Below are 23282 nucleotides of genomic sequence, written 5' to 3'. Positions count from 1 at the left end.
AAAGCCCGGCGCGAAGCCGGGCTTTTTTCTGGATCCTGAGATCCGTCCGGGCCGACAACCTTCCTATAGAAGGTTGCGGCTTGATCAGTGATCAAACGCCTTGACGATTTCCTCGGTCATTTTCTTGGCGTCGCCGAGCAGCATCATGGTGCCGTCTTTGTAGAACAGCGTGTTGTCGATGCCGGCATAGCCGGAGCCGAGCGAGCGCTTGACGAACAGGCAGGTGCGGGCCTTGTCGACGTCGAGGATCGGCATGCCGTAGATGGGCGAGGACTTGTCGTCGCGCGCGGACGGGTTGGTGACGTCGTTGGCGCCGATGACATAGGCGACGTCGGCCTGCGCGAATTCGGAGTTGATGTCCTCGAGCTCGAACACCTCGTCATAGGGCACGTTGGCCTCGGCGAGCAGAACGTTCATGTGGCCGGGCATGCGGCCGGCAACCGGATGGATGGCGTACTTGACCTCGACGCCGTTGGCCTTGAGCTTGTCGGCCATCTCGCGCAGCGCATGCTGCGCCTGCGCCACCGCCATGCCGTAGCCGGGCACGATGATGACCTTCTGCGCGTTCATCATCAGATAGGCAGCGTCGTCGGCCGAGCCCTGCTTGACGGTGCGCTCGATGCCGTCGTCGGCAGCTGCCGCCGTCTCGCCGCCGAAGCCGCCGAGGATGACCGAGATGAAGGAGCGGTTCATGCCTTTGCACATGATGTAAGACAGGATCGCGCCCGACGAGCCGACCAGCGCGCCGGTGATGATCAGCGCCAGGTTGCCGAGCGTGAAGCCGAGCGCCGCGGCAGCCCAGCCCGAATAGGAATTCAGCATCGACACCACGACCGGCATGTCGGCGCCGCCGATCGGGATGATGAGCAGCACGCCGAGCACCAGCGACGCGGCGACGATCAGCCAGAACACCAGCTTGGCTTCGGTGGTCACCAGAAGCACGATCAGCACCACCAGCGCGATGCCGAGCGCCGCGTTGATGAAGTGGCGGCCGCCGATCATGATCGGCTTGCCGGACATGCGGCTGTCGAGCTTGAGGAAGGCGATGACCGAGCCGGTGAAGGTGATGGCGCCGATGGCGACGCCAAGGCTCATCTCGATCAGCGCCTGGGCATGGATGTCGCCCGCCGTGCCGATGCCGAAGCTTTCCGGCGCGTAGATCGCGGCGGCTGCCACCATCACGGCGGCAAGGCCGACCAGCGAGTGAAAGGCGGCGACCAGCTGCGGCATCGAGGTCATGGCGATGCGGCGCGCGGTGACGGCGCCGACGCCACCGCCGATGGCAAGACCGAGCACGATCAGGCCGAAGCCGCCGGCCGATGGAATGGCCAGTGCCAGCGTGGTGGCAATGGCGATGCCCATGCCGATCATGCCGTAGAGATTGCCCTGCCGGCTGGTGGTCGGGTGCGACAGGCCGCGCAGCGCCAGGATGAACAGGATGCCGGAGACCAGATAGAGGAAGGAAGCGAAGTTGGCGTTCACGTCACTTGTCCTTCTTCTTGTACATCGCCAGCATGCGCTGGGTGACGAGGAAGCCGCCGAAGATGTTGACGGACACCAGCATCAGCGCAACGAAGCCGAAGCCGGTTGCAAGGCCGGAGGCCGAGATGCCGACGGCAAGCAGCGCACCGACGACGATGACGGACGAGATGGCGTTGGTGACGGCCATCAGCGGCGTGTGCAGCGCCGGCGTGACCGACCAGACGACATAGTAGCCGACGAAAATCGCCAGCACGAAGATGGCGAAGCGGAAGACGAAGGGGTCGATGGCGCCGCCGGAGAGTGCATGGGCTGCATCACCCGCCGCCTCGGCGCCGGGCGCTGTGGCCAGGTCCTGCACGGCGAGCCTGACGGCGGCGGTTGCCTGGTCGAGCTGGTCGAGGGCTTTCTGCAAGGCGTCCATCACGCGATCCCCTTCGGCTTGGCAGCGGACTTGCTCGTAGCGGTTTTCTTGTCTGCGGTCTTTTTGGGCGCCGTTTTCTTCTCGGAAGCCTCAGCGACCAGGGTCGTGGCGGGCACAGCCGCCGGTTCAACGCGCGGCTGCTGGTCGGCCTTGGCGAAATTGGGGTGCACCACCTGGCCTGCATCGGTCAGCATGGTCGCCTTGACCAGTTCGTCGTCGCGCTTGATGGCAAGCGTCTTGTTCTCCTTGTCGACCAGCGTCTCGAGGAAGGCGAACAGGTTCTTAGCGTAGAGCAGCGAGGCCGACGCCGCGACGCGGCCCGGCACGTTGAGATGGCCGACGATCTTGACGCCGTTCGCCGTCGTCACGACCTTGCCGGCTTGCGCGCCCTCGACATTGCCGCCGCGCTCGACGGCGAGGTCGACGATCACCGAGCCCGGCTTCATCGAGGCGACCATCGCCGCCGAGACCAGCTTCGGCGCCGGCCGGCCGGGGATCAGCGCCGTGGTGATGACGATGTCCTGCTTGGCGATGTGCTCGGCGGTCAGCGCCGCCTGCTTGGCCTGGTATTCCTTCGACATTTCCTTGGCGTAGCCGCCGGCCGTCTCGGCCGCCTTGAACTCTTCGTCCTCGACCGCCAGGAATTTCGCGCCGAGCGACTGCACCTGTTCCTTCACCGCCGGACGCACGTCGGTGGCGGTGACGACGGCGCCAAGCCGGCGCGCGGTGGCGATCGCCTGCAGGCCGGCGACGCCGACGCCCATGATGAAGGCCTTGGCCGCCGGCACGGTTCCGGCCGCCGTCATCATCATCGGCAGCGCCCGGTCATATTCGGCGGCCGCATCGATCACCGCCTGGTAGCCGGCGAGATTGGCCTGCGAGGACAGCACATCCATCACCTGCGCGCGGGTGATGCGCGGCATGAACTCCATCGAGAAAGCGGTGATGCCGGCCTTGGCCATGGCGGCGACGGCCGCGTCGTTGCCGTAAGGATCCATGATGGCGATGACGGCGGCGCCCTGCTTGTAGCCTTTCAGCTCCGCATCGGTCGGGCGGCGCACCTTCAGCACCACGTCGGCCTTCTTGGCATCACCGGCCGTGCCGATCTTGGCGCCGTTCGCGGCAAAGTCCTGGTCGGGAATGCGCGAGCCGGTGCCCGCGCCTTTTTCGACCACCACCTCGAAGCCGAGGCCGGCCAGTCGCTTCACCGTGTCCGGCGAGGCAGCAACGCGCTGCTCGTTCGCGTCAAGCTCACGAGGGATGAAAACCGTCTGCCCCACCGCATGATCCTTTCGGCTGGAACCTGTCTGCGCGGGACGCCGGCCGGGGCCTCCGGCGACGTCCGAGGCAAGAGATTTGTAAGGTCTATCGGAGGATGAAGAAGCCGGCGGCCAGGATCACGGCCCAGAGGATGACCGCCGAGAAGAAGCCGCCTACGAAGAAGCCGAAAGCCATCGAAATCATCACGGCGAGGCAAAAGAGCGAACCGTATTTGGCCAGCGCCAGGAAGCCCGCATAGGTGCGGTCATGCTCGGCATAGTCCATCTTCGCGCCCAGTTCGACAGGACCGGTCGGCGTGTGATCAGCCATAGGAATACCCCTTCGAAGACATCTTGGAGGCACATAGCGAAAAGCTGGACGCAGAGCAATGGCGCTATTGCCGCATCGCCCGGCACAACAGCCTCAAAGGAAAGTTGAAGACCGCGACCCCGACCGGCCCGCTGGCAGTGAAGGGGCGATGACGGCCTTCAGACCTTCAGCCGCCGAGATGCGGGAACAGTCCGAGCAGGCCGGCGATGATCAGATAGAGCGCGACGATGTAGTTCAGCAGCCTGGGCATGACCAGGATCAGCACGCCGGCGATCAGCGAGATCAACGGGGTCAGCGTAAGCGCGGAAATGGTCATGTCGGGGGTCCTTTCCAAAAGCGGTGATCACCAATCCGTGGCGATACAATCTGCAGGTGGTGCCTGTCGCCCCTTACAACGCCGGCGCGCCCGGAAGGCTCCAGCCGACGCATGTCGCCGAAGAAAATGCCGCGGGTTTCGGCACGACGACAGGGGCAAAAAAGCCGCGGGGGTCAGGCCGCCTCGAAGTATTTGGCGGTCGGCAGGATGGTCAGCGGCGCCAGCTCGCCCCGCTTGGGGCGTTGGAAAAGCATGCGCTGTTCGAACGTCGTGGAGTTGAAGAACGGGAAGCGGTCCAGCGTCGCCTGCATGTTCTCGGAGCACTTCGACTGGAACAGATGCACGGGAACGGTCAGGCCGGGATAGTTCCGCGGCGGCACCGCCTGCTCCGATCGGAAGATGCGATGATAGAAGGCGGAATGCTCTTCCTTGATCGCCGTCAGGCAATAGGTCGGCTTGAAATGGCTGCAGGCAACCACCGCCAGCCTCAGCGTCACATAGGGCAGCACCCGCAGGCTGCTCGACCATTCGAGATCGGCGGCGAACCGGCTCGGATCGACGAAGGTCTCGCCGGCCGCCAGGCGCCGCGCCAGCACGTCGCCGAAGACATCGGTGCTGGGCGAAACTGGATGCTTCGCGTTGGCATGGTGAATTCTGATGGTGCTGACCAGCGAGCCGTCGAAGAACACGCCGAAGCGATAGCAATTGGGAAGGTCGTCGAAGCTGTCCTTCACCATGCGGGAAGCATCGGGCTTCACCATGCCGGCGTGAAGGTAGGAATTGTAGCGAAGCCGATAGATTGCCTCGAGGTCTTCGGCGCCGTCGCAAAGGCGATACTCGATGTGCTCCAGAACTTCCATGATGTGATCTGAAAACACCGAGGGACGCTGCTGACCCCTGGCTTTAGCCGCCGCCAGAGGCGTACCCACCAACTGAGCTTCCACTTTGTAAATCCTCGTGCCGCCGCAAGAGGACCATAGCGAACAGGCGAAAGAACCAGAAGCGAAATTCCGAGCTTTTGAGTTTACCCTAAATTAACGTTAACAAATGGTTAAACCCAAAGGATGCGCGGCTTCGGGGCGTTTCGCGGGATATTTCAGGTGGCGGCGAGCTTCGCGGCCGGCCGCAACTCAGCGGCGAAAGGCCAGGTCACGTTGGACATGGTCTCGATGCCCGACGCGCTCAGCGCGGCGCCGAAGAGGAAGCCCTGGACCAGGTCCGGCTTGACCGAATGCAGCAGGATCTTGAGCTGTTCGAAGGTTTCAACGCCTTCGACGGTGACGGTGAGACCGAGGATCCGCGTAAGATCGACGACGCCCTTCAGGAGGTCGAGCGAGCGCGGGTTCTGGGTGACGTCCATCAGGAACGAGCGATCGATCTTGATCTTGTCGAGCGGCAGCTTGTGCAGATAGCTCAGGCTCGAATAGCCGGTGCCGAAGTCGTCGAGGGCGATGCGCACGCCGAGTTGCTTCAGCTCCTCGATGTACTGCCGCGTCAGCGACTTGTCGTCGAGCAGCGCGGTTTCGGTGACCTCGATCTCCAGGCGGCCCGCCGCGAGCCCGGAAGCGGCCAGCGCGTCACGGACCTTCTGGATGACGTCGTGGTTGCGGAAATCCTTGGCGGACAGATTGACTGAGACGCTGGTCTGGTCCGGCCATTTGGCGCACTCGGCGCAGGCCGCCTGCAACACGAAGGTGCTGATCTCGGAGATGATGCCCATCTCCTCGGCCAGCGGGATGAAGATGCTCGGCGAAATCGGCCCGAGATCGGGATGATCCCAACGGCAGAGCGCCTCGCAGCTGGCGATGCGCATCGTGTGCATCGACACGATCGGCTGATAGACAACCCGCAGGCCCTTGCTTTCCACGGCGCTGCGCAGGTCAGCCTTCATCAGCTGGCGGTTGCGGAAGGCGGCGTCCATCGACGCCTCGAACAGCCGCCAGTTGTTCTTGCCGAGCTCCTTGGCCTTGTAGAGCGCAAGGTCGGCCTTGACGATCATGGCATCGACGTCGGTGTCCGCGACCTTGGACAGCACGGCGCCCGCGCTGGCCTGGATGCGCAGCCCGTGACCGGCGACGTCGACTTCACCCTGCAGGTCGGCGAATATCTGGTCGAGCAGGCCGGTCAGATGGCTCTCGTCCTCGATGCGATCGAAGAAGATCATGAACTCGTCGCCGCCGAAGCGGCTGACGGTGATGCCTTGCCCGGCTACGGCTGCCAGCCGTTCCGCCACGGCGTAGATCAGGCCGTCGCCAACGGGATGGCCGAGCGTGTCGTTGACGCTCTTGAAATCGTCGAGGTCGACCACCGACAGGCCGCACAGGCGATCCCGGTCGCCAGAGGCCATCAGTTCCCCGACGAGCTCATGGAAATAGGCGCGATTGGGCAGGCCGGTGAGGTTGTCGTAGCGCGCCATGAAGCGGATCTTTTCCTCCGCCTCGACACGCGCAGTGACGTCCTCGAAGGTGATGACGCCAAGGTCCTGGCTGCCTTCGCGCGCCGAGAATTCGAAGTGCTGGCCGTTGGAGAAGGACACCAGCACCTTGCGGTCGCGTCCTTCGCGCAGCGCGCGCGTCAGCTGCGCCTCGACATAGCGGCAGTCCTTCGGCGCCAGCATGCCGCCGGCAACGCCGCGCATCAGCAGCGAATGGATCGACCGCCCGAGCAGTTGCTCCGGCGATTTCAGCGACATCAGATGGGCGGCCTCGGCATTGCCGACCACCACCTTGCCGTCCGGGCCAAGCATGACCAGGCCATGCGACATGGTGTTGAGGGCGCGGTTGAAGCGCTGCGCGAGCTGCCTGGCCTGCTTGTGCCCGACGACGGCCGAGAACAGCACATTGCGGACGTGGTCGGCACTGCCCTTGATGATGAACATGAACGGGATGATCAGCAGGCCGAGCACGACATAGGGGATGTCGACCCTGAGAATGAGGGCGGCAGCGATAGGTCCGACGAAGGTCACTGCGAAGATCATGACCATGCGCGGCGAGCCGTAATTTCGGCCAACGACGGTCACCAGGGAGGCCAGCGTTACCGACAACGCGCCGATCTCGGCATAGGAATCCGAGTAGACATAGATGGATATGAAGCAAAAAATCCCCAGCAGCAGCCCTTGCAGGCTACCCTTCAGGATGTACTCGCGCTCCCATTTCGTCGCATCGGCGGCGTCGCGAATCTCGCCGCCCGAGCGATGGAAGCGCCGCAGGCTGAAGTAGCGCCAGACGCCGACGCCGAGCAACGCGCCGGCGAGCGCCAGGAAAACCGGCTGGCCGTTGCGCCAGTAGACCATGAGGCTGACGACGGCGTGGCAGCTCGCGCCGATGACCAGCATGTGCGCGTTGTCGAACAACGAGCGCACAAACTGGATATAAACATCCACAGGGATGTTATCGGTTTTTGTTCTGCCCATTACTGGCGCCCATTGAGCCCCAGCCTTGCCATAGTCCCATTAAAAAATCTTTAGCCTGGGCTGAAACGCCTGGTTTCCGGGCGCTTTTGGGGTCACTCGGCGGCCTGCAGTTCCGACCTTGCCGGCGCTTTCGCCAGGCGCTCCAGCAGTCTCGAACGCTCGCCGGCGGCCTTTTCGGCGCTCACCTGCCGGACGTGGCCGTAGCCGCGGATCAGCGCCGGCACCGAGGCAAGCGCGGTGGCCGCCTCGATTCTGCCAGGCGCCAGCGCGCCGGCGATCAACTCCAGGTCGGCCTCGTACTGTGCCAGGAGCTGCCGCTCCATGCGCCTTTCCGCGCTGTGGCCGAAGATGTCGAAAGCCGTGCCGCGTAAGCCTTTCAGCGCCGCAAGCAGGCGAAACCCCTTCATCATCCAGGGGCCGAAATTCGATTTCCTCGGGCGGCCGCCATTGCCGCGCCGGCCCAGCATCGGCGGCGCCAGATGGAATTCGAGCTTGTCGTAGCTCTGGAACTGTTTCGATAGCTCGGCGGCGAAGGTGCCGTCGGTATAGAGGCGCGCCACCTCGTATTCGTCCTTGATCGCCATCAGCTTGAACAGGTTCCGGGCGGCGGCCTCGGTCACCACCGTCGAGCCAGGCGCCGCCTTGCCCTCGGCCTGGCGCAGCGCGGCGAGCCTTTGGGCATAGCGCTTGCCGTAGGCTGGGTTCTGATAGGCGGTGAGGAAGGCGACGCGGCGGGCGATGATCTCGTCCAGCGTCTCGGAGGGCGCGGCGGCCGCCTTGCCCGGCTGGCTGACGAGGCCGCGCACGAAATCCGGCTCATGCGCGGCGCGGCGGCCCCAGCGGAACGCGGCGACGTTCATCGCCACTGCCTCGCCATTGAGCTCGATCGCCTTCTCGACCGCCTCGGCCGACAGCGGCAGCCCGCCATGCTGGAAGGCGAAGCCGAGCATGAACATGTTGGCGCCGAGCGAGTTGCCGAACAATTGGGTGGCGGTGCGGGTGGCGTCGAAGAAATGCGCCTTGCCGTCGCCTGCGGCAGTGCGGATCGCCTTTTTCAGCCGCTCGACCGGCAGCGAGAAGTCGGCGGAGCGGGTGAATTCGCCGGGCATGATCTCGGCGGTGTTGGCGAGGAAGATCGTATGGCCCTCGCGCACCGCCGCCAGCACCTTCTGCGCGCCCGACACGACGAGGTCGCAGCCGAGCACCAGGTCGGCCTTCCCCGCCGAAACGCGGATGGCGTGGATCTCGTCCGGCGTGCGTGCGATGCGCACATGGGTGAACACCGAGCCGCCCTTCTGGGCGAGGCCGGCCATGTCGATCATGCCGCAGCCCTTGTCCTCGAGATGCGCCGCCATGCCGAGCACCGCGCCGATGGTGACGACGCCGGTGCCGCCGACGCCGTCGATGATCCCGGCCCATCCCTGCGCGCCGAGGGGGAACTCGGCCGGGGCGGGCACGCCATGGAGCGGGTCGGTCCTGCCGGCGATGCCCTCGGCCTTTCTGATCTTGGCGCCGTGCACGGTGACGAAAGACGGGCAGAAGCCGTTGACGCAGGAGAAATCCTTGTTGCAGCTCGACTGGTCGATGCGCCGCTTGCGGCCGAATTCGGTCTCGACCGGCTGGATCGACACGCAGTTGGATTGCACCCCGCAATCGCCGCAACCCTCGCACACCAGCTCGTTGATGAAGATGCGTTTGTCGGGGTCGGGGAAGGTGCCGCGCTTGCGGCGGCGGCGCTTCTCGGCGGCGCAGGTCTGGTCGTAGAGAAGCACGGAGATGCCCTTGACCCCGCGCAATTCGCGCTGGACGAGGTCGAGGTCGTCGCGGTGATGGATGGTCGCGCCTGCCGGGAAGTCGGCCTTCCCCGCGTATTTGTCCGGCTCGTCGGTGACGATGGCGATGCGCTCGACGCCTTCGGCCCGCACCTGCCTGGCGATCATGTCGACGGTCAGCCCGCCCTCATGCGGCTGGCCGCCGGTCATGGCCACAGCGTCGTTGTAGAGGATCTTGTAGGTGATGTTGGCATCGCTCGACAGCGCGAAGCGGATCGCCAGCGCGCCGGAGTGATTGTAGGTGCCGTCGCCGAGATTCTGGAAGATGTGGTCGCGTTTCGAGAATGGCGCCTGGCCGACCCACTGCGCGCCTTCGCCACCCATCGCGGTGAAGCCGACGGTGTTCCTGTCCATCCACAGCGCCATGAAATGGCAGCCGATGCCGGCGGCGGCCAGCGACCCGTCCGGCACCTTGGTCGAGGAATTGTGCGGGCAGCCGGAGCAGAAGAAGGGCGTACGCGAGCCGATATCGACTGTATCGGCGAGCATGGCCTGGAACTGGCGCAGTTTCGCCACCCGCGCCGCGATCTCTTCCGACGGGCCGATGGTGCGCAGGATCCGCTCGCCGAGCGCGATCGCGATCTCGTTCGGATCGAGCGCGCCCTTGGCCGGGAACAGCCAGTCGCCGCGCTCGTCCTTCTTGCCGACGATCGCCGGCTGGCTGGCGGTGCCGTAGAGGCTTTCGCGCAGTTGCACCTCGATCAGCGAGCGCTTCTCCTCGACGACGACGATGGTGTCGAGGCCGCGGGCGAAGTCGGCGACATGCTGCAGGTCGAGCGGCCACGGGCAGCCGACCTTGAACAGCCGGATGCCGATGCGGTTGGCCGCCGCCTCGTCGATGCCGATATCCTCCAGCGCCTGGCGTACGTCGAGATAGCTCTTGCCGATGGTGATGACGCCGAGCTTCGGATTGCGGCCGCCGGAATAGATGATGCGGTTCAGCCCGTTGGCGTGGATGAAGGCGGAGGCCGCGTTGCGCTTGTACTCATGCAGCCGCTCCTCCTGGCCGAGCATATCGATCTCGTGGCGGATGTTGAGGCCGCCGGGCGGCATGTCGAACGGCGGCACCACGATGTTCAGCCGCCCCAGCGAGGCGTCGACGGAGGCCGTCGATTCGATGTTGTCCTTGACGCATTTGATCGCCGCCCAGGTGCCGGCGAAGCGCGACATGGCGAAGCCGTAGAGCCCGTAGTCGATGATCTCCTGGACGCCGGCCGGGTTGAGGATCGGCACCATCGTGTCGACGAACAGGAATTCGGTGGCGTGCGCGTTGGTCGACGATTCGGCCATGTGGTCGTCGCCCATCAGGGCAAGCACGCCGCCATGCTTCGACGAGCCGGCGAGGTTGGCGTGGCGGAACACGTCGCCGGAGCGATCGACGCCCGGCCCCTTGCCGTACCAGACCGAAAAGACGCCGTCATGCGTGCCTTCGCCCAGCAATTCGGCCTGCTGCGTGCCCCAGCAGGCGGTGGCGGCAAGCTCTTCGTTGAGGCCGGGCTGGAAGACGATGTCGGACTGCGCCAGCTGCTTCTTGGCCCTCCACAGCTGCATGTCGAGGCCGCCGAGCGGCGAGCCGCGATAGCCGGAGACGAAGCCGGCGGTGTTCAACCCCGCGCGGCGATCGCGCTCGCGCTGCATCAGAAGCATGCGGATGACGGCCTGCGCGCCGGAAAGGAAGATGCGCTCCTTGCCAAGGTCGAACTTGTCGTCGAGCGCGACGTCATGCAGCGTCATCAGGCATTTCCTTCGCGGAGGGCGCACGGAATCGCGCGGCCTACGTCGGAGTGGGACGCCGCAGTCTTTCTCCCCTTGCCGGAGAGGTCAAACGAAATCGCAGGTGCCAGACGACGCGCAACAAACGGTCAAATCGGCGGCGGTTGACGCATGCAACGGCACCGGGGGCGGTTCAGCCGAGCACGAAAATTCCGGCCCCTGAACCTCAGGCGGCCTTCGAGCAATCGGGCTTGGGCTCGCCCGGCAGCTTGCCGTCGACATGGCCGATCATGTCCTTGTTGAGCTCGTAGACCGGCCCGACCACCAGCGGACGGTCCGGCAGCACCGACTGATCCATCGACGAAGTCAGCGTCGTCTCGAAGCTCTGCAGCAGCGTGCCATTGGCGTCCTCGATGCGGATCGAGATCGAATAGGGCTTGTCCTTGACCACGCAGGTGAGCGGCGGACTGGTCAGCGTTATATGCGGCAGCTTGGGCCAGATCTTCTGGTTGACGATGATCGGATCTCCCCCGGCCGGGTTCTGGAAGCTGACCACGGCAACCTGGCCTTCTCCCATCGGCCGCAGCGGGTTGAGGGTGACGACATAGGTGGCGATGCCCAGCCGGTAATTGAACTCGAACAGCTTGCCGGAAATAGCGAACAGCTGCTCCTTGCCGGAATCGCGGCAGGCGCCAAGCATTGCCACCGCCAGCAGAGCGGCGCCGAGAACGATCGAGCGCGAATTTTTCCTAGACATCGGTAGCCTCCCTGGCCGCCGTGCGGCGGCGGTAATAACGGTTTGCCTTTTGCCGGTTGCCGCACACCGCCATGTCGCACCAGAGGCGACTGGAATTGCGGCTGCGGTCGACGAACAGCCAGCTGCAGTTGGGACAGATCCTGAGCCGCGCGACCGTCTCCTCGCGCAGCAGCGACAGCGCCGAGACGGCCAGCGCCGACTCGAAGGCCATCGGTGTCGCCGGGTCGCCGAACGGCTGCCCCGAAGCGCCGATTTCGGTGCGGCTTTGCGCCAGTCCGTCGGCGCAGGCCGCCAGGAAATCGGGCAGGTCGCCGGTGGCGATCGCGCCCTTTGCCACCGCGTTGCGGAACAGGCGGTCGGTGGTCTCGCGGATCGACAGCACCACCGGTGCGATCGCCTCGGGCGCCGGCGCTTCCAGCTTGCGACCGCCGAGCTCGCTGGCGCGGAAGCCGCTCGCCGCCTCGGCGAAACGGGCGATCTCGGCCGGATTGTCGAAACGGTCGAAGGTCTTCTCCGGGTCGTTGCGCAGCACGACGGTGTTCGCGGTGTCGAGCGCGAGAATGCCGCCGGTGAAGCGGTGCGGGGTCCAGGATACCGTCATGACAGAAACCTAACCGATAAATCGCGTTTGACAAGTTAGATTCCGAATGCAACGTTCCGCGCAGGGTTGCGAGTTGCCGCTGCCCCTGTTTCGAGCATGTCGTTGCCCCAAAACCGCTAGGCACTTTTGGGCGACATGCTCCGAGGTCTGCGCATGCTCTATTTCTTCCAGCAGGTTCTGAACGGGCTGCATTCGGGCGCGCTCTATGCGCTTCTCGCCTTCGGCTATGTACTGACCAACGGCATCCTGCACCGCACCAACCTCGCCTATGGCGCGGTCTTCGCCTTCTGCGGCCACACAATGATCCTGACCGCCGCCTTCGGCTACCAGGCGCTTTGGCTGACGCTCTATGCCTCTGTCGCGCTCGGCGTGTTTGCGGCCTTCCTCTATGCGGCGCTGATCAGCCGCGTCCTGTCGCGCAACGTCTTCGAGCCGCTGGCCGACCGCTCGCCCAACGCCATCGTGGTGACGACGCTGGGCGTATTGCTGGTGCTTTCGGAGTCAAGCCGCATCGCCGCCGACACGCACGACCTGTGGCTGCCGCCGATGCTGGCCGTGCCGGTCGTCTTCGCCGAGCACGACGGCTTCAAGGCGACGCTGACGCTGATCCAGCTGCTCGACTGCGCCGCCGTGCTGGCGGCCATCGCGCTTGCCGCCTGGGCGTTCGCCCGCTCCCGGTTCGGACGCTCCTGGCGCGCCGTCTCCGACGATCCCAGGGCGGCGGCGATGTGCGGCGTCGACGTGCGCTCGGTCTTCCGCCAGGCGGTTCTGCTCGGCGGCTTCTGCGCCGCGCTCGCCGGCGTGCTGGCCGGCATCTACTATGGCAACATCAGCTTCGGCACCGGCCTGGTCTACGGGTTGAAGGTGCTGTTCGTGACGGCGGTCGGCGGCTATCTCTCGCCGCCTCGCGCCGCGCTCGGTGCCGCCGCCTTCGGCATGGCCGAATCGCTGTGGGCCGGCTATTTCCCGCTCGAATGGCGCGATGCCTGGATGTATCTGTTCCTCGTCGCCATGCTGGTGCTGATCGGCGCCGGCCGCGACCAGCAGAAAATCGCCTGACCTATCAGACTTTGGTTGCATCGTGCCCCGCTAGCCGGCGGTTTGCCGGCGTCCCCGTCTCACAACCATGTTGACCGCCCCTCTGCCGTGTTGACCCGCCGTGCCACGCACGGCATACCGTTGGGCCACTGCGGCACGTCGGAAAATAAGGGGAGCCGGCGCGCCTCCGACATTTTGAATTGCGCATCGCGATTTCCGGAAATCGAAACCGATTTTCGGGCCGATGCGCGGAGGGAGGAAATGCATGGCAGGGCTGCTCGCTCTATCCAGAACGATCGACCGTGTGAACGAGTTCATCGGCAGATGGGTGTCGTGGCTGATCCTGCTGGCGATCCTGGTCAGCGCCGGCAACGCGATCATCCGCAAGGTCTTCGACATATCGTCGAACGCGTGGCTTGAATTGCAATGGTATCTGTTCGGCGCCGCCTTCATGCTGGCCGCCGCCTATACGCTGAAGCAGAACGACCATATCCGCATCGACATCGTCTACGGCATGTTCTCGCGCCGGGTGCAGCACTGGATCGACCTGCTCGGTCACATGCTGTTCCTGATGCCGTTCGTCACCCTGATGGTGATCTATTTCGTGCCCTATGTGTCGCTGTCCTTCCGCAGCGGCGAAATGTCGACCAATGCCGGCGGGCTGATCGTCTGGCCGGCGAAGGCGATCCTGCTTGTCGGCTTCTTCCTGCTGGCGCTGCAGGGCATCTCCGAGATCATCAAGAAGATCGCCATCATGCGCGGTGACATGGACGATCCCAATCCCTTCATATCGGCGCATGAACAGGCCGAACTCGAGGCGAAAGCACTCGCCGAAGAAGCCAAGGCGCTGGCCGGCGAGGTGCGCCCATGATCGAGTTCATCGCCCAGAACATGGCGCCGATCATGTTCGCCTCGCTGATCATCTTCCTTTTGATCGGTTACCCCGTCGCCTTCTCGCTCGCAGCCAACGGCCTTTTGTTCTTCTCCATCGGCGTCCTGCTGTCGCCCTATTCGGGCGGCTCGATAAACCTGGCCTGGCCCCTGCTGCATGCGCTGCCCGACAATTTCTACGGCAGCCGGGTGATGTCGAACGACACGCTGCTGGCGATCCCGTTCTTTACCTTCATGGGCATCGTGCTGGAGCGATCCGGCATGGCCGAGGACCTGCTCGACACGATCGGCCAGCTGTTCGGGCCGATCCGCGGCGGCCTTGCCTATGCCGTCATCTTCGTCGGCGCGCTGCTAGCGGCGACCACCGGTGTCGTGGCGGCGTCCGTCATCGCCATGGGCCTGATCTCGCTGCCGATCATGCTGCGCTACGGCTATGACCGCCGTGTGGCGTCGGGCGTCATCGCGGCGTCGGGCACGCTCGCCCAGATCATCCCGCCCTCGCTGGTGCTGATCGTGCTCGCCGACCAGCTCGGCCGCTCCGTCGGCGACATGTATGCCGGCGCGCTGATCCCCGGCCTCGTGCTCACCGGCATCTACATGCTCTACATCCTGATCATGTCGATCGTCCGGCCGAAATCGATGCCGGCCCTGCCGCTCGAAGCCCGCACCCTCGGCCATGGCGTGGTGTCGCTGATCGTGGCGCTGGCGGTTGCGGTCGCTGTGTCCTACGCCGCCTATCGCTATCTGGCGCCGGCGCATGGCGACAATGCCGACATTCTCGGCGCCTGCGTCGGCGTGATCCTGATCTATGTCGTGGCGATTGCCGACAAGGGCCTGAACATCAACATGATGTCCCGGCTGGCGCAGCAGGTGATCATCGTGCTGATCCCGCCGCTGGCGCTGATCTTCCTGGTCCTCGGCACCATCTTCCTTGGCATCGCCACCCCGACCGAGGGCGGCGCCATGGGCTCCGTCGGCGCATTGATCATGGCGGCGGCAAAGGGGCGGCTGTCGCTGGATGTGATCAAGCAGGCGCTGACCGCGACGACCAGGCTGTCCTCCTTCGTGCTGTTCATCCTGATCGGCGCGCGCGTCTTCTCGCTGACCTTCTACGGCGTCAACGGCCACCTCTGGGTCGAGCATCTGCTCACCTCGCTGCCGGGCGGCGAGGTCGGCTTCCTGATCGGCGTCAACGCGCTGGTCTTCGTGCTTGCCTTCTTCCTCGATTTCTTCGAGCTCGCCTTCATCATCGTGCCGCTGTTGGCGCCCGCCGCCGACAAGCTCGGCATCGACCTGATCTGGTTCGGCGTGCTGCTCGGCGTCAACATGCAGACCTCCTTCATGCATCCGCCCTTCGGCTTCGCGCTGTTCTACCTGCGCTCGGTCGCCGCGCGCGTGCCCTATCTCGACCGCATCACCGGCAAGCAGATCGCGCCGGTCACCACCGGCCAGATCTATTGGGGCGCGGTGCCCTTCGTCTGCATCCAGGTGATCATGATCGGGCTCACCATCGCCTTCCCGCAGATGGTGATGCACTACAAGGGCGCGGCGGTTGATCCGGGCACGATCGACATCCAGTTGCCGCAGATGCCGGGCCTGTCGCCGCTCGGCACGCCGCCGGCGGATGGCGCCGCCGCTCCGGCCTCTGGCGGGGCGGCACCGGCACCGCCGGCCACCGACCTGTCCCAGCCACCGAGCTTCGGCGACACGCCGCCCGCCACGCCGGCGGCACCGGCGCCCGATCTGTCGCAGCCGCCGAACTTCAATTGATGGGGGAGGCCCGACAGTTATGAAAGCGGTTCGCCTCGAGGCTGTCGGCAGCATAGCGCTGCGCGAGGTCGACAAGCCGTCGGCCGGTGCGGACGATCTGCTGGTGCGGATCGAGGCCTGCGGCGTCTGCGGCACCGATCGCCATCTCTTCCACGGCGAGTTTCCTTGCAAGCCGCCGGTAACGCCCGGGCATGAGTTTTCGGGCATCGTCGAGGCGGTCGGGGCGTCGGTGATCGGCTTCTCCGTCGGCGACCGCGTCACCGGCGATCCCAACATCGCCTGCGGACGATGCCCGCATTGCCATGCCGGGCGGGTCAACCTCTGCCGCAATCTCAATGCCATCGGCATTCATCGCGACGGCGGCTTCGCCGATTATGTCGTGATGCCGCAGAAGCAGGCCTTCCTTCTGCCGGCGAGCCTCAAGCCGACGCATGGCGCATTCTGCGAGCCGTTGGCGTGCTGCCTGCACGGCGTCGACCTCGCCGCGATCAAGCCGGGCGGCTCGGTCGTCGTGCTCGGTGGCGGCGTCATCGGCCTGCTCACCGTGCAATTGGCAAGGCTTGCCGGGGCGAAGACCATCGTGCTGTCGACACGCCAGGCCTCGCGCCGCGCGCTCGCCGAGGAGCTCGGCGCGACGGCCTCAGTCGATCCAGGCGCCGGCGACGTTATCGATGCCATTGCCGGACCAGACGGGCTGGTGCCGGGCGGTGCCGACGTGGTGTTCGAATGCGCCGGCGTGCGCGATACGGTCGAGCAGTCGTTGCGGCTGGCGAAGGCCGGCGGCACCGTCGTCATCGTCGGCGTCGTGCCGCAAGGCATGCAGGTCGTGTTCGAGCCCTTCGACCTGCTATTTCGCGAATTGAAGGTTCTGGGCTCCTTCCTCAACCCCTACACCCACGGCCGCGCCGCCGGGCTCATCGCCTCGGGCGCGATCGAGGTCGACCGGCTGATATCGAGACAGGTATCGCTCGAGGAGGCGCCGGCGGTGATCGCCAATCCGCCCGCGCCGGGCGAGGTCAAGGTGCTGGTGGTGCCAGGCTGAACCAGGCGCCTGCAAAGCCCGGGGCGATCAGTCGCCGAAGTCTACGCCGCCCCTCATCCCCTGCCAGAACCTTCTCCCCGTATAGTGACGGGGAGAAGGGGCTAATCCCAGCCTACAGCTTGCCCTGGCGCTGCTGGACCATCATGAAGGTGTCGTAGTTGTACTCGGCCACCTGGGCCCAGAGATAGTGCTCCTTGCGGAAGCCCTTGATCGACTCCCAGATCTTCTTGAACGGCGCGTTCGAGGCTTCCATCTCGGCGTAAACCTCGTTCGCCTTCTCGAAGCAGGCGGCCATGATCTCCTGGCTGAACGGCTGCAGCTTGGCGCCGCCGGCCACCAGCCGCTTCACCGCCGCCGGATTGAGGAAGTCGTATTTCTGCAGCATGTTGGCGTCGGTTGCCTGCGCCGCGGTCCGCACCAGCGATTTGTAGGACGCCGGCAGCTCTTCATACTTGGCCTTGTTGAACATCAGGTGGACGGTCGGGCCGCCTTCCCACCAGCCGGGATAGTAGTAGTAGGGCGCGACCTTGTAGAAGCCGAGCTTCTCGTCGTCATAGGGGCCGACCCATTCCGCGGCGTCGATGGTGCCTTTCTCCAGCGCCGGGTAGATGTCGCCGCCGGCGATCTGCTGCGGCACGACGCCGAGCTTGGCCACGACCTTGCCGGCAAAGCCGCCGATGCGCATCTTCAGGCCGGAGAGGTCGGCGACGGTGTTGATCTGCTTGCGGAACCAGCCGCCCATCTGCACGCCGGTATTGCCGCCCGGCAGGCCGAAAAGCCCCTGCGTGGCGAGGAATTCGTTGAACAGGTCGATGCCGCCGCCATGATAGTGCCAGGCATTGATGCCGCGCGCGTTGAGCGAGAACGGCACCGCCGCGCCCAGCGCCCATGTCGGGTCCTTGCCCCAGTAGTAGTATGCAACGGTATGGCAGGCCTCGACGGTGCCGGCGGCGGTCGCATCCGCTGCCTGCAGGCCGGGAACCAGCTCGCCGGCGGCGAACACCTGGACCTGGAAATTGCCGTCGGTCGCTTCCGACAGCATCTTGGAGAACACTTCGGCGCCGCCATAGATCGTGTCGAGCGACTTCGGGAAGGACGACGCCAGCCGCCACGTCACCTTCGGATTGGATTGGGCGATTGCCGGAGCGGCAAGCGTGGCCGCCGCCGCCGCGGCGCCGACGCCGGTCACGCCGGCCTTGCGGATGAATGAACGACGATCCATGAAGTTCCTCCCTTTTGGATCAACAGACCAACATTCGGGGGAATCCTCGATACCCCGGCTCGGCCTGGGCGAGACAATACACGGGCGACAGGTCGAGTCCAGCGCGGCGGCGGCGCCTGGCAGCTGCATTGCCGGGAAATCCGCGGGCTTGGGCAAGAACCTGCAACTATAGTCTAACGGCCAGCGGCGTGGCCCATACGACGCGCCGAAACTTGTCATGGAAAAGCGCCTTGGGATCGCCTATTTTGTAGGCAGAATAGTTCCTTAGCTCTCAACGGAAACCGGATCCAAAATGCAGCAGCCGCTCGTCGCCATCTCGACCGACGTCCGCCAATTCGACAACTACACCTGGCATGCTGCCCCGCAGCAATATCTGGAAGCCGCGCTCGTCGGCGCCGGCGTGTTTCCGCTGCTGGTGCCGTCTTTTGGCGACCGGCTCGACTTCGACGAACTCTTGTCGTCGGTCGACGGGGTCATGGTCACCGGCTCGAAGTCCAATGTGCATCCCTCGCTCTACGGCGGCGATGCCAGCGAGCGGAACGGCCCCTACGATCCGGCCCGCGATTCGACCACGCTGCCGCTGATCCGCAAGGCGATCGAGCGCGGTGTGCCGCTGCTCGCCATCTGCCGCGGCATCCAGGAACTGAACGTGGCGCTGGGCGGCACGCTGGGCACCGAGATCCAGGAGCGCGAGGGATCGCTCGACCACCGCGCGCCGGTGAGCGACAATCAGGACGAGCGCTTCGCCATCCACCAGACGATTTCGATCAAGCCGGGCAGCTGCCTCGCCGGCGTCTTCGGCGCGGGCGAGATCAAGGTCAATTCACTGCATCGCCAGGGGATCGACCGGCTCGGGTCGAAACTGCAGGTCGAGGCGCTCGCCGCCGACGGGACGGTCGAGGCGGTGTCGGTTCGCGACGCTCGCGCGTTCGCGGTCGGCGTTCAGTGGCATCCCGAATATTGGGTCAAGTCGGACGACAATTCGGCCAGGATTTTCCGCGCCTTCGGCGATGCCGTGCGCCTGCATGCGGCGGCGAAAGCCGGCGTCCGCGCGGCGGCGGAGTAGGTCTGCCCAACCTCAGTCGTGGTTCAGCGCCAGAAGCGGCGTGACCGGCGCGTAGGATTCGTAGCCGTCGCCATCGGCCACGCTGAAGGTGACGATCGGATCGATGCCGTTCGCGCTGAAGGCGACCGTGCCGTCGGCCTCTTCGCGCCAGAATTTCGCCCGCTCGATGCCAGGCAAAAGCTTGCGGCAGTTGGGGCCGACCGTCAGCAGCGTCAACCCGCCCGACACTTCGGCGCCGCGCCGGACGGCGCAAGCCGCTTCGTCGCCATTGGCCGTCAATCGGTAGGTGCTGGACGGGGCCGTTTCGCCGGCGATGCTTTCGCCGCTGCCGGCGCGAAAGTGCTGGGCGCCACCCGCCACCGCGGCAACCGCCACCACAACGGGAAGTACTTTCACCCTGTCTCTCCGTACATTTAAGCGCCCCGGCGCGCCTCAAACCTGGCCGACCATTCGGCCTGCCTATGCATAACGAAGTATGCATAGTGATTCCAAATGGTTAACCGTTCGCTAAGAAATATGGCCGGGCCGACCGGGGTCAACCGCGCGGCTTGACCTCAACCGTCTCCGGCACCGGGGTCAGCGGCCGGCGCTCGCTGAACCAGGAGATGAGATTGTCGACGCACAGATCCGCCATGGCGCGACGTGTGTGCTCCGACGCCGAGCCGACATGAGGAAGCAGCGAAGTGTTCGGCGCTTCGAGCAGCGCCCTCGGCACGTTCGGTTCGTCGGCAAAGACATCGAGTCCGGCGGCGGCGATGGTGCCGTTGGCAAGGGCGGCGGCAAGCGCAGCCTCGTCCACCGTGCTGCCGCGGCCGATGTTGACGAAGACGCCGTTCGGGCCGAGCGCCGACAGGATCTCGGCATTGATCGCCTTCTCCGTCGCGGCGCCGCCCGGCGCGATGCAAATCAGCGTGTCGACCGCCTCGGCCAGGCCTTTCAGGGTCGCGTGGTAGCCGTAGGGCAGGCCCTCAACCTTGCGGCGGTTGTGGTAGGAGACCGGCAGCGCGAAAGCCTCCAGCCGGCGGGCGACCGCGAGGCCGATGCGGCCCATGCCGAAGATGCCAACGCTGCGGCCGCGCAAGGTGAGCCGGCTCAGCGGGTAGTGGCCGGTCTTCACCCAGCCGCCGTCGCGCAGCCATTTCTCCGCGGCGTACATTTCGCGCACGGTGTTGATCAGCAGACCGATCGTGGTGTCGGCGACCTCCTCGGTCAGCACGTCCGGCGTGTTGGTCACCATGATGCCGTTTTGCCCGGCATGGCGGGCGTCGACCGAATCGTAGCCGACGCCGAAATTCGCGATGATCTCGAGCCGGGGTAGTGCGTCCATCAGGGCTGCGTTGATGCCGCCGAAGCAGGCGATGCCGCGCACCGTCTCGCGCATCTCGTCGGTGACCAGCGACGGATCGGCCCGCTCGATCCCGATCCGCCGGAACGTGCGATCGATGCGGCCGACGGCATGGTCGTTGAAATGGCCGGCCACCAGGATGGCGACCGGCTGCTGTTCGGTCTTGGTCATGCCCGCTCCACCGGCTTGCCGGTCGACTGGCGCACATGCAGTTCCGGCTTGATCAGTTCCTGCGACGGCCGCACCGTCTGTCCATTCAGCTTGTCGAGCAGCGCGCTGGCGGCGCGGCGGCCGACCTCGCGCTGGCCGTTCCAGACCGTCGTCAATGCCGGTGTCGCGATTGCCGCCTCCTCGAGATCGTCATAGCCGGTGACCGAGATGTCGACGCCCGGCACCAGGCCGGCGCGGGCGATGCCGTTCATCAGGCCGATGGCGACGAGATCGTTCCAGCAGCAGGCGGCGGTCGGCTTGTCTTTCAGCGCCAAGAACTGGCCGGCGGCCTCGAACCCGGCCTGTTTGGTGCGCGGGCCGGCGATGCGCCAGGACGGCCTGACCTCCAGCCCCGCCGCCTCCATGGCGTTGAGATAACCCTGGTAACGGTCGCGGCCGGTCGACGTCTGGTCGGTGCCGCCGATCATGGCGATGCGCTTGTGGCCGAGCGAGATCAGGTGGTTGGTGGCCAGCGCCGTGCCATAGGCGTCGTCGCCGCGGAAGACCGGCACGTCGGCCCCGGCGACGCTGCGCGCGATCAACACCGCCGGCAGGCCGTTGTCCTCGGCCATGACGATGTCCTCGGCCGGCGTGCCGATGGCCGGCGACATGATGACGCCGTCGGCGCCGAGCTGCAGCAGCGTGTCGATGAAGGTGCGCTGCTTTTCGAGCTGGTCGTAGTGGTTGGACAGGATGAAGGTCTGCCGGCTGCGGTCGAGCTCGCTTTCGATCGAACGCAGGATCTCGGCGAAGAACGGGTTCATGATGTCGTGCACGACGACGCCGACAATGCCTGAGCGCGAGGTGCGCAGGCTGGCGGCGCGGCGATTGTAGATATAGCCGATGGCGCGGGCGTGTTCCTTGATGCGGTCGCGTGTGCTGCCCGCCACCAGCGGGCTGTCGCGCAGCGCCAGCGACACCGTGGCCGTGGACACACCGAGCGCATCCGCGATCGTCGAAAGCTTGATCTTCTGTGCCAGCCCTTCGCTCCCCGAACCGATTTAAACTGTTTAAAGGCGGCTCTTATGCCATCGATCCCCGGCAAATCAAAGTTTTTTTGCCAGGGCTTCGGCCTCTGCGTCCAGCGTCGCGCTGTTGCGCAGGCGAAGCCGGTGTTCGCGATGAATGATGTAAAGGCCGCTGGCGACGATGATGGCAGCCCCCAGCAGCGTCCAGCGGTCGGGAAACTGGTTGAAGATGATCCAGCCGGAAATGATCATCCACACCATCTGCGAATAGGGGTAGGGGGCGAGCGCCGTGGTGGTCGCCAGGCGATAGGCCTGCACCAGCAGCCAATGGCCGGTGGCGCCGAACACGCCGAGCATCAGGAGGATGAACCAGTGCCACCCGTCATGCGGCAACGACACTGAGAACGGCAGCATGGGCAACAGCAGCACGGTCGGCGCCAGTGCCGAGAACAGGATCAGGCTTTCCGAGCTTTCCGTAGCCGACATGCGGCGGGTCATGATGACATAGAAGCTGTTCGACAGCATCGAGCCGAGCGCGAAGAGATGGCCGATGCCGAACACGCCGACGCCCGGCCGGGTGATGATCAGCACGCCGACGAAGCCGGTGAGGATCGCCAGCCAGCGCCGCCAGCCCGCCCATTCGCCGAGCAGCGGACCGGCAAGCGCGGTGATCACCATCGGGCCGAAGAAGTAGATCGATGTCGTCTCCGCCAGTTGCAGGGTTCGCAGCGCGAAAATGTTGCACATGGTCGAGCCGAACAGGAACGCGCCGCGCAGGATATGCGCGGTCAGGTTCCTGGCGCGAAAACGCGACGGCTCGCGCCAGCCGCGCAGGAACACGCCGACAAGCAGCACATGAACGACGAAGCGAGCCCAGGCGACGATCAGCGCCGAGACGCCGGCCAGCACCAGATATTTGCTGCTGGTGTCGAGAAAGGTGAAGCAGACATACACGCACAGCATCAGCAGCATCGCCGCCGGCGGCGTTGCGCTGTCGTCTTGATTTTTGGGAATGCTCAAGGTCGGGCCGAGGAAAGGTAGACGCCACCTTTTGCGGCAATCGCCGCTGGCCGGCAAGCCAAAAGCGACTGGCCCAACAAGCGTCCCCGGACAGGCTCAGTCCAGGCGCTCCGTGGACCAGCGCCTGCGGGCTTCAATCATGACTGCATGCGGGCGCCCTTGACGATCTTGTCGACGAGCTTCTTCTCGGCACGCAGCGCGATGCCGACGACCCTGGCGTCATCGGGCGCGAATTCGGCGAAGACGGCGCGGTTGGCGGCGTCGTGCCCGGTCGAAAACATCTCCTCGACATAGGCCGATGTCGTCACGCCGCGCTCCAGCGCCCGGCGATGGATCGCATTCAGCGTCGGTCCGTCCGCCGACAGCACGATCACCGGCTGGATCGACAGCGGGTTGTAGATGTTGCCGGCACGGTCGCGGTAGGGCTCGCCGATGATCTCCGGGAACTGGGCAACGATGCCGCTGGTGAGGAAGGCGGTGACGTTGAGCTTTTGCCAGACGGCGAGATCGTCCCTGAGCACGATTGCAAATTTCGTATCGAACACCAAGATTCAAGTCTCCGGGAGGCGGCCTGTGACAGGCCTGG

General features: G+C 65.3%; 21 protein-coding genes. 5 read left to right on the top strand and 16 right to left on the bottom strand.

Annotated features, from left to right (window positions below):
* Positions 1-84: 84 nt before the first annotated feature.
* The 10 genes from EN846_RS03065 to EN846_RS03020 all read right to left on the bottom strand — a co-directional run bounded on the left by EN846_RS03065 (position 85) and on the right by EN846_RS03020 (position 12124).
* Positions 85-1482 carry an NAD(P)(+) transhydrogenase (Re/Si-specific) subunit beta gene (locus EN846_RS03065; RefSeq protein WP_128346264.1) on the bottom strand — a complete coding sequence of 466 codons (1398 nt, stop codon included), beginning with the start codon at positions 1480-1482 and terminating at the stop codon, positions 85-87.
* 1 nt (position 1483) lies between these two features.
* Entirely contained in the window at positions 1484-1903 is a 420-nt protein-coding gene (locus EN846_RS03060; RefSeq protein ID WP_127282905.1) for a proton-translocating transhydrogenase family protein, read from the bottom strand.
* On the bottom strand, positions 1903-3183 hold the full coding sequence (locus tag EN846_RS03055) for a Re/Si-specific NAD(P)(+) transhydrogenase subunit alpha (protein WP_128346265.1): 1281 nt from the start codon (positions 3181-3183) through the stop codon (positions 1903-1905). Before EN846_RS03055 ends, EN846_RS03060 begins: the two co-directional genes overlap by 1 nt.
* An 85-nt stretch (positions 3184-3268) precedes the next feature.
* A complete protein-coding gene (locus EN846_RS03050; protein ID WP_126057003.1) occupies positions 3269-3493 on the bottom strand; it encodes an aa3-type cytochrome c oxidase subunit IV in 225 nt (74 codons plus the stop codon).
* A 166-nt stretch (positions 3494-3659) separates the two neighbouring features.
* On the bottom strand, positions 3660-3809 hold the full coding sequence (locus tag EN846_RS03045; RefSeq protein WP_127222595.1) for a DUF3096 domain-containing protein: 150 nt from the start codon (positions 3807-3809) through the stop codon (positions 3660-3662).
* Between the two features lie 173 nt (positions 3810-3982).
* Entirely contained in the window at positions 3983-4738 is a 756-nt protein-coding gene (locus EN846_RS03040; protein ID WP_245478321.1) for a hypothetical protein, read from the bottom strand.
* A gap of 167 nt (positions 4739-4905) precedes the next feature.
* Positions 4906-7221, bottom strand: coding sequence for an EAL domain-containing protein (locus tag EN846_RS03035; protein WP_127282908.1), 2316 nt, complete (start codon positions 7219-7221; stop codon positions 4906-4908).
* 92 nt (positions 7222-7313) lie between these two features.
* Positions 7314-10787: an indolepyruvate ferredoxin oxidoreductase family protein gene (locus EN846_RS03030; protein WP_135857941.1), complete on the bottom strand. Its 3474-nt coding sequence runs from the start codon at positions 10785-10787 to the stop codon at positions 7314-7316.
* 205 nt (positions 10788-10992) lie between these two features.
* Entirely contained in the window at positions 10993-11523 is a 531-nt protein-coding gene (locus EN846_RS03025) for a hypothetical protein (protein ID WP_127392754.1), read from the bottom strand.
* A complete protein-coding gene (locus EN846_RS03020; RefSeq protein ID WP_127392755.1) occupies positions 11516-12124 on the bottom strand; it encodes a CGNR zinc finger domain-containing protein in 609 nt (202 codons plus the stop codon). The genes EN846_RS03025 and EN846_RS03020 overlap by 8 nt, the downstream gene beginning before the upstream one ends.
* A 153-nt stretch (positions 12125-12277) precedes the next feature.
* Here EN846_RS03020 and EN846_RS03015 point away from each other — a divergent pair, with 153 nt between their 5' ends.
* From EN846_RS03015 to EN846_RS03000, 4 genes are all read left to right on the top strand, one after another.
* On the top strand, positions 12278-13183 hold the full coding sequence (locus EN846_RS03015) for a branched-chain amino acid ABC transporter permease (protein WP_127392758.1): 906 nt from the start codon (positions 12278-12280) through the stop codon (positions 13181-13183).
* Between the two features lie 244 nt (positions 13184-13427).
* The gene (locus tag EN846_RS03010) at positions 13428-14033 is read left to right on the top strand and encodes a TRAP transporter small permease subunit (RefSeq protein WP_127282913.1); all 606 of its coding nucleotides are present in this window, start codon (positions 13428-13430) and stop codon (positions 14031-14033) included.
* Positions 14030-15823, top strand: coding sequence for a TRAP transporter large permease subunit (locus EN846_RS03005; RefSeq protein ID WP_127392756.1), 1794 nt, complete (start codon positions 14030-14032; stop codon positions 15821-15823). Before EN846_RS03010 ends, EN846_RS03005 begins: the two co-directional genes overlap by 4 nt.
* A gap of 19 nt (positions 15824-15842) precedes the next feature.
* A complete protein-coding gene (locus EN846_RS03000) occupies positions 15843-16865 on the top strand; it encodes a zinc-dependent alcohol dehydrogenase family protein (RefSeq protein ID WP_127392757.1) in 1023 nt (340 codons plus the stop codon).
* A 112-nt stretch (positions 16866-16977) separates the two neighbouring features.
* Here the strand turns inward: EN846_RS03000 and EN846_RS02995 are convergent, their stop codons facing one another.
* Positions 16978-18087 (bottom strand): TRAP transporter substrate-binding protein, encoded by a 1110-nt coding sequence (locus EN846_RS02995; protein ID WP_127287189.1) that lies wholly within the window; start codon positions 18085-18087, stop codon positions 16978-16980.
* Positions 18088-18379: 292 nt separating this feature from the next.
* Between EN846_RS02995 and EN846_RS02990 the strand changes: the two genes are divergently transcribed.
* A complete protein-coding gene (locus tag EN846_RS02990) occupies positions 18380-19153 on the top strand; it encodes a gamma-glutamyl-gamma-aminobutyrate hydrolase family protein (RefSeq protein ID WP_127309655.1) in 774 nt (257 codons plus the stop codon).
* A 12-nt stretch (positions 19154-19165) separates the two neighbouring features.
* On the opposite strand, the gene EN846_RS02985 is transcribed toward EN846_RS02990, so the two are convergent.
* The 5 genes from EN846_RS02985 to EN846_RS02965 form a co-directional block, all read right to left on the bottom strand.
* Positions 19166-19549 (bottom strand): hypothetical protein, encoded by a 384-nt coding sequence (locus tag EN846_RS02985; RefSeq protein WP_128346225.1) that lies wholly within the window; start codon positions 19547-19549, stop codon positions 19166-19168.
* A gap of 139 nt (positions 19550-19688) precedes the next feature.
* Entirely contained in the window at positions 19689-20669 is a 981-nt protein-coding gene (locus EN846_RS02980; RefSeq protein WP_127392658.1) for a 2-hydroxyacid dehydrogenase, read from the bottom strand.
* The gene (locus EN846_RS02975) at positions 20666-21688 is read right to left on the bottom strand and encodes a LacI family DNA-binding transcriptional regulator (RefSeq protein ID WP_127285869.1); all 1023 of its coding nucleotides are present in this window, start codon (positions 21686-21688) and stop codon (positions 20666-20668) included. Before EN846_RS02975 ends, EN846_RS02980 begins: the two co-directional genes overlap by 4 nt.
* A gap of 66 nt (positions 21689-21754) precedes the next feature.
* A complete protein-coding gene (locus EN846_RS02970) occupies positions 21755-22639 on the bottom strand; it encodes a DMT family transporter (RefSeq protein ID WP_187331356.1) in 885 nt (294 codons plus the stop codon).
* A 194-nt stretch (positions 22640-22833) separates the two neighbouring features.
* A complete protein-coding gene (locus EN846_RS02965; protein WP_127285867.1) occupies positions 22834-23241 on the bottom strand; it encodes a DUF2000 family protein in 408 nt (135 codons plus the stop codon).
* Positions 23242-23282 lie beyond the last annotated feature (41 nt).

Origin of the sequence: Mesorhizobium sp. M4B.F.Ca.ET.203.01.1.1, assembly GCF_004791025.1 — a bacterium.
In the GTDB taxonomy this organism is placed as follows: domain Bacteria; phylum Pseudomonadota; class Alphaproteobacteria; order Rhizobiales; family Rhizobiaceae; genus Mesorhizobium; species Mesorhizobium abyssinicae.
This window is presented reverse-complemented; position numbering and strand designations above follow the sequence as displayed.